Here is a 13082-nt window from a genome sequence, read left to right on the forward strand (position 1 = left end):
TGGATCTCCCCGGACGCTGCTACGGTCGGAAGACCTATCTGGGGAGGTACGGGTGGAGTTCCAGGACGTGGTCCGCCGCCGGCGCATGGTGCGCAAGTTCACCGATGAGCCGGTCAGCGACGAGAGCATTCAGCGGATCATGCGCAACGCCGTGCGCGGTCCGTCGGCGGGGTTCTCGCAGGGCCAGGGTTTTCTCGTGCTGCGGGGCGAGCCGTTGAAGCGGCTCACCGAGATGTTCGAGTGGTGGGGCGGGGAAGAGGCGAAGACGGCGCCGGTCGTCGTCATCCCGTTCTCGGCCAAGTCCGTCTACCTCGAGCGCTACTCCCAGTCGGACAAGGCCTGGACCTCGCTCGGCGAGGAGGACCGCTGGCCCGTGCCGTACTGGGACATCGACACCGGCATGGCCTCGTTGCTGATCCTGCAAACGGCCGTGGACGAGGGCTTGGGCGCCGTGTTCTTCGGTACGGACAAGGAGACGTGGCCGCAGCTGCGCGCGGCGTTCGGGGTGCCGGACGCCTACACGCCGATCGGGATGATCGCGATCGGGCACCCCGCCGAGGAGGAGATCTCCGAGGGCGCTTCGCCGCGCACGCGCGGGCGCCGGCCGTTCGACGAGGTCGTGCACTGGGGTCAGTGGCAGTGAGGTCGTTCGGCCTGCTCGGGCCGCTGGACGTGGTGCTCGACGGGCGCCACGTCCACATCCCGCCGGGCAAGCGGCGCGTGGTGCTCGCCGCCCTGCTGCTGCGTCCGGGACAGGTGGTCGGTGCCGACGAACTCGTCGAGCTCGCCGGCGGCTCGCGCAACGCCCTGCAGACCGCGGTCGGCCGCCTCCGCGAGGCACTGCCCGGCATCGTGCTGACCAGGCCGGGCGGGTACCTGCTGGACGTGCGGCCCGACGAGGTCGACGTCCACCGGTTCGAACGGCTGGAGCCGGCGGAGGCGCTGGCGCTCTGGCGCGGCCGCCCGTTCGCGGACATCGGCAGCGACGCGCTCGAACGCGACCACGTGCCCGCGCTGACCGAGAAGTACCTGGCGACGCTGGAAGCCCGGATCGAGGCCGACCTGCGCGCGGGCCGGCACGAGCGCCTGGTGCCCGAACTGCGGTCGCTCACCCGTCAGCACCCGACCAGGGAACGGATGTGGGCGCAGCTGATCGTGGCGCTGCACCGCTGCGACCGGCAGACCGAGGCGCTCCAGGCCTACGACGACATCCGCGGCAGACTGGCGGAGGAGCTCGGCCTCGACCCCGGCAAGGACCTGCAGAAGGCGCACCAGCAGGTGCTCACGGCCGACAACCGGCCGCGCGTGCGCAACGACCTGCCCGGCGACATCGCCGACTTCGCGGGCCGCGCCTCCGACCTGGACGAGATCCTCGCCGCCGTGCCGTCCGGATGCGTCGCGATCACCGCCATCGACGGCATGGCGGGCATCGGCAAGACCACGATCGCGGTCCGCGCCGCCCACCGGCTGGCCGCCCGCTTCCCGGACGCGCAACTGTTCGTGGACCTGCACTCCCACACCGCGGGCGTCGCACCGCGCACGCCGTCGGACGCGCTGCTGGAGCTGCTGACGGCGCTCGGCGTGCCCGCGCAGGACATCCCGGACGGCCTGGACGCCCGCGCCGCCCGGTGGCGCGCGGAAATGGCGCACCGCAAGGCACTCGTGGTGCTCGACAACGCGGGCAGCACCGCCCAGGTCCGCCCGCTGCTGCCCGGCACGGGCCTGGTGCTGGTCACCAGCAGGCGCCGCCTCGTCGACCTGGACGCCGCCCACACGATCTCGCTGGACGTGCTGTCCGAAGAGGACTCGCTGAACCTGCTGGCGAGCATCGCCGGCCGGAAGGACGAGGACTGCCGGGAGGTGGTGCGGCTCTGCGGGTACCTCCCGCTGGCCGTGCGGATCGTCGGTGCCCGCTGGCGCACCCGCCCGGTGTGGTCTGCGCAGGACCTCGTCCGCCGCCTCACCGAGCAGCGGCTGACGGAGCTGGCCGCGGGCGACCGCAGCGTCGCCGGCGCGTTCGCGTTGTCCTATCAGCAACTCACGCCCGAGCAGCAACGCCTGTTCCGGCGGCTGGGGCTGCACACCGGTGAGGACTGGGACGCCTACCTGGCCGCGGCGGTGATCGGCACCACCCGTGCCGAGGCCGAACGGCTGCTCGACGAACTCCTGGACGCGCACCTGGTGCAGCAGAAGGAGAACGGCCGCTACCGCTTCCACGACCTCCTGGCGGACCACGCCAAGGCGTCGGTCGAGCCGGAGGAGAGGAACGAGGCGATCGCGCGGATCCTCGACCACTACCTGCGCGGCGCGGAGGACTCCGCGCGGAGGATCGCCCCCGGCCGCCCGGAGCTCGACTCCGCAGTGATCCACGAGCTGGTCGATCCGCCGCGGTTCCGCACCCCGTTCGAAGCACTGGCGTGGCAGGAGGCGGAGCGGCTGAACCTCAGGGCCGCTGTCTACCTGGCGGCGTACGAGGGGTTCTACCACCACGCGTGGCAGCTGCCGCACCAGTTCGCCCACTTCCTGCTGTTGCGCGGCTCCGGCAGGGAGCGCGTCGAGGTGCTGAACGTCGCCCTCGGCGCCGCACGCCACCTCGGTGACCTGAAGGCACGCGCGGAAGCGTTGCGGGGCTTGGGTTCGGCGTACATGGAGGACGGTGACCCGAAGGCGGAGAAGGACCTGCGCGAGGCGCTCGACCTCATGCGGCAGATCGGTGACCTGCGCGGTGAGGCGTCCGTGATGGGACTGCTCGGCATGATCGCGCGCGAACGGCACGAGTACGACAGGTCGCTGGACCACTTCGAACGCGGTGTCGTGCTGATGCGGCAGGCGGGCGCGCCGACCGGGGAGGCGGCCGCGCTGCACAACATCGGCATCAACCACGCCCAGCTCGGCCGGACCGAGGAAGCCCTGGCGTACATGGGCGAGGCTGTCGCGTTGATGGAAGAACACGGTGATGTCCGGGCCGCGGCCATGACGCTGCACAACATCGCTCATGTGCACTTCGACGCGTTCGCCGACGAGGAGTGCCTGGCCCACGCGGACCGGTCGCTGGTCGCCTACCGCGAGTCGGCCGACCGGCGCGGTGAAGCGCTCGCGCTGGCCGACTACGCCTACTGGCGTTACGAGATGGGCCACCACGCCGTCGCACGTGAGCTGGCGCGTGAGGCGGTACGACTGTGCCGGACGTACACGAACCTCCCCGACGACCACGCGGTGCTGGCGTCCATGGAGGACGTGCGTGACCACATCGGACAGGCCGCGCTGCTCGTGGCCCTGTCGCTCGACGCCCAACTGGGAGGACGGCCGGCCGAGGCGCTCGGCCACCTGCACCGGTGCCTGGTGATCGTGCGGGAACGCAGCTGGTGGAGCGTGGACCGCGTGCTCGGGCAGCTCTCCGCCGTGCACCTGGCGCTGGGCGACCGGGACACCGCCGTCCGGTACGCGCAGGAGGCGGTGGCCGCGGCCGGGAACACGCCCCAGCCGCGGGCCGTCGCGTTCGCGGAACAGACCCTCGCTAGAGCGAAAGCCCCAGCGCCACCAGCGTGATCACGGCCGCCGCCAGCACGGCGAAGGCCACCCACTGCGCGATCCTGTCCGACGTCCTGCGCATGCCCTGCTCCCCTCGGTGGTGATGCCACCGAGGGTGGTGAAGGCCGTCCCCACGTCGTCCCCACCGCGATCACACCGATTCTCGGGAATGCGAACGGCGTGTTTTGATCATCGGAGTGTGAGGTACTCGTGAGGTATTGCTCCAACGGAGTGCTTGGCTCGCCCGTAAGATTCCGTTAGGGTCGCATTCGCGGGCAATTGGCAGGGCGGCGTGCGTTATCAAAAATCGCCCGAAAATTGATCAGAAATTAGCCACTTGTTCGATTGAAACCATCACGCTGCTCCGTCCGGGTGGTGCCTTCCACGGCAGGACCAACCGCCGCTCACCCTGCGGGACGGTGGTGACGAGGGCGTGTGCGTGCAGTGGTGCGGGGTCGGCCAAAAGGGGCTTGCGAGTCGTGAGAAACGGACCAGTCTTGTCTAATGGCATCGCCGGGATCCGTCCGGCGGGCAGTGGCCACGACACGGGGGTGGAACGCACCATGGGTGGTGTCCCTACGTTTCCCCACGGCAGACCACTGACGTGGGCGGACCTGGAGGCGATGCCTGATGACGGGCACCGTTTCGAACTCGTCGACGGGGTGCTCGTCATGAGCCCCTCGCCCCGCCCCGTGCACCAGCGGGTGGTCGCCCGGCTGCTGGTGGCGCTGACCGCTGTCTGCCCACCGGAGCTCGAGGTCCTTCCCGCTCCGGTCGACGTCGTGCTCGCCGACGACACGGTCTTCATCCCCGACCTGGTGGTGGGCCGGCGCGAGCAGTTCTCGAAACAGGCGCTCATCGGGCCGCCGGTGCTGGCGGTCGAGGTCCTGTCGCCCCGCACGCGGCACGTGGACCTCGAACTCAAGCGGGCGAAGTTCCAGGAAGTCGGCTGCGAGAACTACTGGATGATCGACTACGACAGTCCGTGGCTGCGGTGCCTGCACCTCGAAAACGGCGTCTACGTCGAGCAGGCCCGTTCCGAAGGTGAAGAAATCATCGAGTTGCAATTCCCGTTCGCGGTGAAGCTCAGTGCCCAGTCGCTCGTGCGCTGAGTGTGCGCGGGGTGAACCGGGTTGAGCTGAACGGGCGACAGTGATCCACGCACGTGTGGATCACGGTTTCACCATCTGGCGTCCCCGTGCGTCGGGCTGGTTGCGTGCAGTGCGTCAGCCCAACGCGCGGAGGTCCAACGCACATGCAGCCGTTCCAGCTGCCGGAGTTCTACACGCCCCACCCGGCCAGGCTGAACCCGAACCTCGAGCGCGCCCGCGTCCACACGCGCGCCTGGGCACGCGAGATGGACATGATCGACGTGCCGCAGCACGGCACCGTCATCTGGACGGAAGAGGACCTGGAGTCGCACGACTACGCGTTGCTCTGCGCGTACACCCACCCCGACTGCGACGGTGAGGCGCTCGACCTCATCACCGACTGGTACGTGTGGGTCTTCTACTTCGACGACCACTTCGTCGAGCTCTACAAGCGGAACCCGGACATCCAGGGCGCGCAGGCCTACCTCGACCGGCTGCCGCTGTTCATGCCGGTCAACGGTGCCATCACGGCCACACCGGAGAACCCGGTGGAGAAGGGCCTCGCCGACCTCTGGCGCCGCACGGTGCCCACCCACTCGCTCGACTGGCGCGAACGGTTCGCCGCGAACACCAAGCACCTTCTAGACGAGTCGATGTGGGAGCTGCACAACATCAGCGCCCACAGGCTGTCCAACCCCATCGAGTACATCGAGATGCGCCGCAAGGTCGGTGGGGCGCCGTGGTCCGCGAACCTCGTCGAGCACGCCGTCGGCCTCGAAGTGCCCGCACGCATCGCCCTGTCGCGGCCCATCGGGGTCCTCCGGGACACGTTCAGCGACGCCGTGCACCTGCGCAACGACCTGTTCTCCTACGAACGCGAGGTGCTCGACGAGGGCGAGCTCTCCAACGGCGTGCTGGTGTTCGAGAAGTTCCTCGACCTGCCCACGCAGCAGGCCGCCGAGGCCGTCAACGACCTGCTGACCTCGCGGCTGCACCAGTTCGAGCACACGGCGCTCACCGAGGTGCCGATCCTGCTGGACGAGCACGCCATCGACCCCATCGGGCGCGCGGCCGTCCTGGGCTACGTGAAGGGCCTGCAGGACTGGCAGGCGGGCGGCCACGAGTGGCACCTGCGGTCGTCGCGGTACATGAACAAGGCCCCGAAGCCCCAGCTGGGCATCCTCGGCTCGTACGTCAAGACCATGCCGCAGCGGCTGCGGCAGTTCTCCAGCACGCCGAAGACCGTCGAGCCGTACACGCTGCCGTCCTTCGACGTCCCGTTCACGCTGACCCTGTCGCCGCACCTCGACCAGGTGCGCGAGGAGATCATCGGGTGGGGCCGGGAGATGGGTATCCACAGCGAGGGCATCTGGGACGAGGCCAAGCACCGCGGGTTCGACCTCGCGCTGTGCTCGGCCGGGCTGGATCCGGACGCGACCCCGGCCGAGCTGTTCCTGTCAGCGTGCTGGCTGACCTGGGGCACCTATGCCGACGACGTCTACCCGTGGGTGTTCGGCCGCCTGCGCGACCTGGCGGGCCTGAAGCTCCAGACCGCACGGCTCAAGCAGTGCATGCCGCTGGACATGGTGCCGACCCTGGTGCCGGCAAACGCGATGGAACGCAGTCTGGCCGACCTGTGGCAGAAGACCGCGGGCCCCATGTCCGCCGAGTTCCGCGCGACTTTCCGGCAGACCGTGGACGACATGGTCGACGCGTGGGTGTGGGAAGTCGTCAACATTCAGCAGAACCGCACTCCGGACCCGATCGACTACCTGGAGATGCGGCGGTCGACGTTCGGTTCCGAACTGACGACCTCCCTGTCGCGCTTTTCGCATTCGACGACGGTGCCGCCGGAGATCTGGGGAACCCGGGTCATCCAGACCATGGAGCGGTCGGCCATGGATTACGCCTGTCTGGTCAACGACGTGTTCTCGTACCTGAAGGAGATCCAGTACGAGGGCGAAGTGCACAACATGGTGCGGGTGATCGAGAACTTCCTCGGTGTTTCGCAGTTCCGCGCGTTCGAAGTGACCTTTTCGTTGATGGACGCCCGCCTGGGGCAGTTCATCTCCTCGGTCGAGACGCACCTGCCGCAGATGTTCGAGGACTTCTCGCTGGACGCGGCCACGCGGGCGTCGCTGACCCGCTACGCCGACGAGTTGAAGGACTGGATCGTCGCGATCGTCAACTGGCACGAGGAGACCAGCCGTTACGGCGAGGACGAGATCCGGACCCCGGTGAAGGTGGGAGCGTTCAGCCAGGGCCCGTCGGGCATCGGCACGTCGGCCGCGAAGCTCTTCTCCCGGTAGTGGCGGTCAGGCGCTGACCGCCGACGGTCAGTGGACGGTCAGCGCCTGCCTGCACCTTGTGAGCAACACCGAACTCACAGGGGGCAACACCGTGAAGAACGTCCTGATCTCAGGTGCCGGCATCGCCGGACCCGCACTCGCGTACTGGTTGCGGCGCAACGGTTTCAGCGTCACCGTGGTGGAGCGGGCGCGGGGCCTGCGGCCCGGCGGCCAGGCCATCGACGTGCGCGGCCCGGCGCTGGAGGTCGTCGAGCGCATGGGTCTCGGCGACCGGCTGCGGTCGTTCAGCACCGGCATGCGCGGCATGAACGTGGTCGACGCCGAGGGCAACGAGCTGTTCCGCTCCACCACGCACACCCTCAGCGGCGGCGACCTGTCGAGCCCCGACGTCGAACTCCTGCGCGACGACCTCGCCCGGATGCTGTTCGACGCGGCGGACGGCGTCGAGTACCTCTTCGACGACACCATCACCTCGATCGACGGCACCCGCGTCACGTTCGAGAAGGCACCACCGCGCGACTTCGACGTCATCGTGGGCGCGGACGGCCTGCACTCCAACGTCCGCCGGCTCGTGTTCGGCCCCGAGCCGGAGTTCATCAGCCACCTCGGCATGAACCTCGCCGTCTTCACCGCGCCGAACTTCCTCGGCCTCGACCACTGGCAGACGTTCCAGCAGGGCGGGGCGGTGGGCGGCGGCATCATGAGCGCCCGCTCGAACGCGGAATGCCGTGTCTACATGGGTTTCCACGGTGCGGCCGACTTCGACCACCGCGACGTCGACGCCCAGCGCGGCCTGATCGCCGAGAAGTTCGCCGACGCCGGCTGGGCCTGGCCGGCCGCGCTCAAGCACATGTGGGAGGCGCCGGACTTCCACTTCGACTCGATGAGCCAGATCAGGATGGACTCGTGGTCGCGCGGCAACGTCGTGCTGCTCGGCGACGCCGGCTACTGCGGTTCGCCGATGTCCGGGCAGGGCACCAGCCTCGCCCTGGTCGGCGCGTACGTGCTGGCCGGTGAGCTCGCCGAGGACCCGTCGGGCGCCTTCGGCCGTTACGAGGAGGTCCTGCGGTCGTACGTGGTCGCCAACCAGGACATGGCGCTGCGGAACATGGAGACGGGCGGGGCGCCCGGCGACGACTTCGCCGAGATCGTCGACAGCCTCACCCTGCCCGTCCACTGAACATCTCTGACAGAGAATTGGCCCAGACCATTGACGGCGAAGAGATGTCTGCGCACGCTGAGGGCAGGGTCGCCGCCCCCCGACTCGTGAGGAGGAGTCGTGAGAACTCGCGTTCTCGCCGCGGTCGTCGCTGTCACCGCAGCGCTGTCCGTGAGCGCGCAGTCGCAAGCCGCGGAACCACTGCAGAGCCTCGTGCCGGTCCCTGTCTCGGTGCAGGCCAGAAGTGGTGTCACGCACACGCTGACGGCAGCCACGAAGATCTACACCGCCCCTGCCGCGCGTGACGTCGGCGACTTCCTCGCCGGGGTCCTGCGGCCCTCGACCGGCTACGCGTTCCCGGTGTCCGACACGACCACGACCCCGTCCGACGGCATCTCGTTGCTGCTCACGGGCGCACCGGGCACGGTCGGCCAGCAGGGCTACCAGCTCGACGTCGCGGCCGGCTCCATCGTCCTGCGCGCCGCCACGTCCGAAGGCCTGTTCGCCGGTGTGCAGACGCTGCGGCAGCTGTTGCCGGCCAAGGTCGAGAGCACGACCGCGCAGGCCGGTCCGTGGACCGTGCCGGGCGCGCTGATCGTCGACCACCCGCGCTTCTCCTACCGCGGCGCGATGCTCGACGTGGCCCGCCACTTCCACCCGGTGTCCACGGTCAAGCGCTACATCGACCAGCTGGCGCTCCACAAGATCAACTACTTCCACCTGCATCTGAGCGACGACCAGGGCTGGCGGATCGTCATCGACAGCTGGCCGCGCCTGGCCACGTACGGCGGCAGCACGCAGGTCGGCGGCGGTCCCGGCGGTTACTACACCAAGGCGCAGTACAGCGAGATCGTGCAGTACGCGGCGTCGCGCAAGATCACGGTGATCCCGGAGATCGACATGCCGGGCCACACCAACGCCGCGCAGGCCTCGTACGCGGAGCTCAACTGCAACGGCCAGGCTCCGCCGCTGCGCACGGACATCGAGGTCGGCTACTCCTCGCTGTGCGTGAACAAGGAGATCACCTACCAGTTCGTCGACGACGTGGTGCGCGAGATCGCGGCGCTCACGCCCGGCCCGTACTTCCACATCGGCGGCGACGAGGCGCACGCGACCTCCGACGCCGACTACCAGGCGTTCATGGACCGGGCGCTGCCGATCGTGAAGAAGTACGGCAAGACCGTGCTGGGCTGGCACGAGTTCGTGAAGACCACGACCGACACCACGGCCATGCCGCAGTACTGGGGCACCACGACGTCCAACGCCACGGTGCAGGCAGCGGCGGCACGCGGCCAGAAGGTCATCATGTCGCCCGCGAACAAGGCGTACCTGGACATGAAGTACAACTCCAGCGCGCCCCTGGGTCTGTCGTGGGCCGGTCTGATCGAGGTCCAGACCGCCTACGACTGGAACCCCGGCACGCACCTGAGCGGTGTCCCGGAGTCCGCGGTCCGCGGTGTCGAGGCTCCACTGTGGAGCGAGACGATCGTGACCGGCCGCGACATCGAGTTCATGGCGTTCCCGAGGCTCGCCGCGATCGCCGAACTGGCGTGGTCGCCGTGGTCCACGCACAACTGGGACCAGTTCAAGGTGCGCCTGGGCAACCAGGGCCCGCGCTGGACGACCATGGGCATCAACTTCTACCAGTCCACCCAGGTGCCGTGGGACACCGGCGGCCCCGGACCCGGCCCGTGCACGCAGCCGGCGTGGGGGCGCGACACGGTCTACACCGGCGGCAACGTGGTCTCGCACAACGGCCACAAGTGGACCGCGCAGTGGTGGACGCGGGGTGAGGAGCCCGGCACCACCGGTCAGTGGGGTGTCTGGCGCGACGGAGGCGTTTGCTGACTCTTCCTGGGTACTCGTCGGCCATGACAGATCCGGAAGTTGCCGAAGAGTTCGCCGAAGAGGCCGGTGTCGACCCGACACCGCAGGAGGTCGACCAGTACCGCGACATGACGCAGCCGGGCCAGTGGCGCGCCGACGAGAAGATGGGACCGGACGGCGCGCCCGCACCGCAGGACGGGGAGGACCCGACCGGCGGTTCCGGCGCCTGATGTCTGTTTCATCCGGTGCGGGCGCTTATCGAGCGCTCGCACCGGGTAACAGAGCGTCGTGGATGCCCGAGTTGCCGTATTTGCCCCGTCCCCTCAACTGACCATCACCGTCGAGGACCTCGATGGTGAGCCGGACGTGCACCTGCACGCCGGCGGCCAGGGTTTCTGGCAGTCCAGGATGATCGCCGCTTTAGGCGTCGAAGCCGTCGTGTGCGCGACCTTCGGCGGTGAGACCGGCCGTGTGCTGCGAACTTTGCTGGAAGGCGAGCACGTCGACCTGAAGGCGCGCGAGGTCGCCGCCCGCAACGGCGCCTACGTGCACGACCGCCGTGACGGCAGCCGGGACGAGATGGTCGAGATGATCCCCGACGCGTTGTCCCGCCACGAACTCGACGACGTCTACGAGTCGGCGCTGGTGGAGGGCATCCGCGCGGGCACGGCCGTGCTGAGCGGGCCGTCCGACGACCGGGTGCTGCCCCACGACACGTACTTCCGCCTCACCTCGGACCTGACCGGCAACGGCTGCCGCGTGATCGTCGACCTCGCGGGCGAACGGCTCGCCGAGGCCGTGCGGGGCGGCCCGGACGTCGTCAAGGTGTCGCACGAGGAGCTGGGCGAGGAAGAGCTGCCCAAACTCATCCAGAAGGCCCGGGAGATCGCTTCTGCCGGCGTGCACGCCGTCGTGGTGTCCCGCGCCGACGAGCCGGCGTTGGCGCTGCTGGAAGACCAGCTCTACCTCGTGCGGATGCCTCAGCTGGAGCCCGTCGACACGCGTGGCGCCGGCGACTCCATGACAGCGGGGATTTCGGCGGGCCTCGCACTGGGTATGTCGTTGACGGACGCGGTGAAGCTCGGCGCGGCCGCGGGAGCGGTCAACGTGACACGGCACGGCCTCGGCAGTGGCGGGGGAGAAGCCGTGCGCGAGCTGAGCAAACGCGTGGAACTGGAGCCGATCGAGGAATGAGCGGATGCGCGCGCTGATCACGAACGACGACGGAATCGACTCTCCCGGCCTGTGGACCCTGGCGTCCGCCGCTGCCGAGTGCGGCCTCGAAGTGGTGGTGGCGGCGCCGGCGACCCAGGCCAGCGGCACCAGCGCCTCGGTCGCGGCGGTGGGCGGGAACGGCCGGGTGGCGAGCGAGCGCCGCACCCTGCCCGGCCTCGACGTCGAGGCCTACGCCGTCGCGGCGCATCCGGGCCTGATCTCGCTGATCGCGTGCAGGGGCGGCTTCGGCGGCAAGCCCGACGTGGTCCTGTCGGGCGTGAACCTGGGTGCGAACGTGGGCCGCGCGATCCTGCACTCCGGCACCGTCGGCGCGGCCCTGACCGCGCACCTGAACGACGTCACGGCGATGGCGGTGTCGCTCGACGTGGGCTTGGACGAACCAGAACCCTTGTGGGACAAGGCAGGCGAGGTCGTGCGCGCCGTGCTGCCGGTGCTGCTGGAGATGCCCGCGGCCACGGTGCTGTCGGTGAACGTGCCGAACGTCGTTGACGTGCAAGGACTTCGCTGGGCGGAGCTGGCGCGGTTCGGCACCGTGCAGAGCCGGGTGGACGACGTGGGCGACAACGAGGTCGAGCTCGTGCACGTCTACGCCGAGGAGTCGCTCGTGCCAGGCACGGACACGGCGTTGCTGGCGGACGGTTTCGCGACCGTGACGGCGCTGCGCTCGGTCGGCCGCGACGTCAGCTCGGAGCCCGCTTTGCCGGCCTGGCCAGCGTGATCACGAGGCCGAGCAGCGCTGTCCGCACCCCGAGGAAGCCCTCGGCCGTGACGTCGTCGAGCGAGAACGCCAGCATCCCGAACCCCAGCAACAGGATGAGTCCGTACATCCGGGCGAGGCCGAGCCGCCACGCCATCACGATGCCCATCACCCCGACGCCGAGCTGAACGACGCGGTAGTTGGGATCCAGGCCGAACAGGTCCAGCCATCCGAAGGCGAGCTGCAACACGCCCGCCGTGAGTGTGAGCGCCTGCGGCCTCGTGAACTGGAACTGATCGCTCGACAAGGCCATAGGTGTTCACCCCTCGGATCGCCGCCAGACCGCGTCGTACTTGGCCTGCCGTTCACGGTCCTTCGCAGCGTTTCGATCCCTGCGACCCTGCGTCGCAGTTCCTCTTGGATACCCGTATTTCGTCAGGCGATAATCCACACTTTCAGGGGCGTAGGACAGCGCGAAGTACAGGCCTACAACGAAACCGAGCCCACCGCACGCGATCGCCAGCGGCCACGGTGAACCGAGCCCGAAGACCAGCGCGAGGGTGATGGCCGTGGTCAGGGGTGTGACCTGTACGAGACTGCGCACCGTGAAGCGCAGCAACCACTTCGGACCGGTCACGTCGTCGTGGACGAACTCGCGGTACTTCTGCGGCACCCGTCCGCCCGCGTAGTACCAGGCCTTCAGCGCGGGGTTCATCGGGTCGCCTTGGCGATCACCTTGTGCAGCACCTGGTTCAGCTGTGCGAGCTCTTCGAACGTCATGTCGAGCTGCTCCACGACCTTGAAGGGAATCTTGAGCGCTTCCTCGCGCAGCTCGGTGCCCTTCTCGGTGAGGGTCAGCGCGAGCGCGCGTTCGTCGGCCTTGTCCCGCTGGCGCTCGACGTACCCGATCGCCTCCAGCCGCTTGAGCAGCGGGCTGAGCGTGCCGGGGTCGAGCTGCAGGACGTTGCTCAGGTCCTTGACGGTGCGCGGCGACCGCTCCCAGAGCGCCAGCATCACCAGGTACTGGGGATGCGTGAGGTTCAGCGGCTCCAGGATCGGGCGGTAGACCGCGATCACCGTCCGGCTGGCCACGGCCAGCGCGAAGCAGACCTGCCGCTCCAGTTCGAGCGGGTTCTCCGGGATGCTTGGTGTACTAATCATTGGTGTACACACTAACTCGCCGGCGTGCCCGGATCCAAGAGGTGTGGCGCAGTGCTCAGACGTGTCGACGG

The 13082-nt window shown here is 69.0% G+C and carries 12 protein-coding genes; 9 read left to right on the plus strand and 3 right to left on the minus strand.

Translation table 11 applies throughout. The features are described from left to right. Positions 1-52 precede the first annotated feature (52 nt). The 9 genes from AB0M48_RS15760 to AB0M48_RS15800 all read left to right on the plus strand — a co-directional run bounded on the left by AB0M48_RS15760 (position 53) and on the right by AB0M48_RS15800 (position 11871). Positions 53-643, plus strand: coding sequence for a nitroreductase family protein (locus tag AB0M48_RS15760; protein WP_363841598.1), 591 nt, complete (start codon positions 53-55; stop codon positions 641-643). Then, a complete protein-coding gene (locus AB0M48_RS15765; RefSeq protein ID WP_363841601.1) occupies positions 634-3549 on the plus strand; it encodes a BTAD domain-containing putative transcriptional regulator in 2916 nt (971 codons plus the stop codon). The genes AB0M48_RS15760 and AB0M48_RS15765 overlap by 10 nt, the downstream gene beginning before the upstream one ends. A gap of 545 nt (positions 3550-4094) precedes the next feature. Beyond that, a complete protein-coding gene (locus tag AB0M48_RS15770; protein WP_266039622.1) occupies positions 4095-4643 on the plus strand; it encodes a Uma2 family endonuclease in 549 nt (182 codons plus the stop codon). Positions 4644-4786: 143 nt separating this feature from the next. Beyond that, complete coding sequence (locus tag AB0M48_RS15775; RefSeq protein ID WP_363841605.1) at positions 4787-6931, plus strand: germacradienol/geosmin synthase; 2145 nt, start codon at positions 4787-4789, stop codon at positions 6929-6931. A 58-nt stretch (positions 6932-6989) separates the two neighbouring features. Next, positions 6990-8111 carry an FAD-dependent monooxygenase gene (locus AB0M48_RS15780; RefSeq protein WP_363841608.1) on the plus strand — a complete coding sequence of 374 codons (1122 nt, stop codon included), beginning with the start codon at positions 6990-6992 and terminating at the stop codon, positions 8109-8111. Between the two features lie 150 nt (positions 8112-8261). Continuing rightward, a complete protein-coding gene (locus AB0M48_RS15785) occupies positions 8262-9938 on the plus strand; it encodes a family 20 glycosylhydrolase (protein ID WP_363842694.1) in 1677 nt (558 codons plus the stop codon). 23 nt (positions 9939-9961) lie between these two features. Further along, on the plus strand, positions 9962-10147 hold the full coding sequence (locus tag AB0M48_RS15790; RefSeq protein ID WP_363841611.1) for a hypothetical protein: 186 nt from the start codon (positions 9962-9964) through the stop codon (positions 10145-10147). Between the two features lie 58 nt (positions 10148-10205). Next, the gene (locus AB0M48_RS15795) at positions 10206-11111 is read left to right on the plus strand and encodes a PfkB family carbohydrate kinase (RefSeq protein ID WP_363841614.1); all 906 of its coding nucleotides are present in this window, start codon (positions 10206-10208) and stop codon (positions 11109-11111) included. A gap of 4 nt (positions 11112-11115) precedes the next feature. Next, positions 11116-11871: a 5'/3'-nucleotidase SurE gene (locus AB0M48_RS15800; protein ID WP_363841617.1), complete on the plus strand. Its 756-nt coding sequence runs from the start codon at positions 11116-11118 to the stop codon at positions 11869-11871. Here the strand turns inward: AB0M48_RS15800 and AB0M48_RS15805 are convergent. Genes AB0M48_RS15805 through AB0M48_RS15815 form a run of 3 tightly spaced genes read right to left on the minus strand, consistent with a single transcriptional unit; the run spans position 11834 to position 13011 of the window. Continuing rightward, complete coding sequence (locus AB0M48_RS15805) at positions 11834-12163, minus strand: hypothetical protein (RefSeq protein WP_363841620.1); 330 nt, start codon at positions 12161-12163, stop codon at positions 11834-11836. The genes AB0M48_RS15800 and AB0M48_RS15805 overlap by 38 nt on opposite strands. Before the next feature lie 6 nt (positions 12164-12169). Beyond that, positions 12170-12565 (minus strand): DUF5313 family protein, encoded by a 396-nt coding sequence (locus tag AB0M48_RS15810; protein WP_363841623.1) that lies wholly within the window; start codon positions 12563-12565, stop codon positions 12170-12172. Further along, positions 12562-13011 (minus strand): MarR family transcriptional regulator, encoded by a 450-nt coding sequence (locus AB0M48_RS15815; protein WP_363841626.1) that lies wholly within the window; start codon positions 13009-13011, stop codon positions 12562-12564. Before AB0M48_RS15815 ends, AB0M48_RS15810 begins: the two co-directional genes overlap by 4 nt. Positions 13012-13082 lie beyond the last annotated feature (71 nt).

Origin of the sequence: Lentzea sp. NPDC051208 (assembly GCF_040682435.1) — a bacterium.
In the GTDB taxonomy this organism is placed as follows: Bacteria; Actinomycetota; Actinomycetes; order Mycobacteriales; family Pseudonocardiaceae; genus Lentzea; species Lentzea kristufekii.

Coding starts and splice junctions, on each gene's coding strand:
- AB0M48_RS15770 (WP_266039622.1), top strand. CDS start 4,095: ATGGGTGGTGTCCCTACGTTTCCCCACGGCAGACCACTGACGTGGGCG.
- AB0M48_RS15775 (WP_363841605.1), top strand. CDS start 4,787: ATGCAGCCGTTCCAGCTGCCGGAGTTCTACACGCCCCACCCGGCCAGG.
- AB0M48_RS15790 (WP_363841611.1), top strand. CDS start 9,962: ATGACAGATCCGGAAGTTGCCGAAGAGTTCGCCGAAGAGGCCGGTGTC.
- AB0M48_RS15800 (WP_363841617.1), top strand. CDS start 11,116: ATGCGCGCGCTGATCACGAACGACGACGGAATCGACTCTCCCGGCCTG.
- AB0M48_RS15805 (WP_363841620.1), bottom strand. CDS start 12,163: ATGGCCTTGTCGAGCGATCAGTTCCAGTTCACGAGGCCGCAGGCGCTC.
- AB0M48_RS15810 (WP_363841623.1), bottom strand. CDS start 12,565: ATGAACCCCGCGCTGAAGGCCTGGTACTACGCGGGCGGACGGGTGCCG.
- AB0M48_RS15815 (WP_363841626.1), bottom strand. CDS start 13,011: ATGATTAGTACACCAAGCATCCCGGAGAACCCGCTCGAACTGGAGCGG.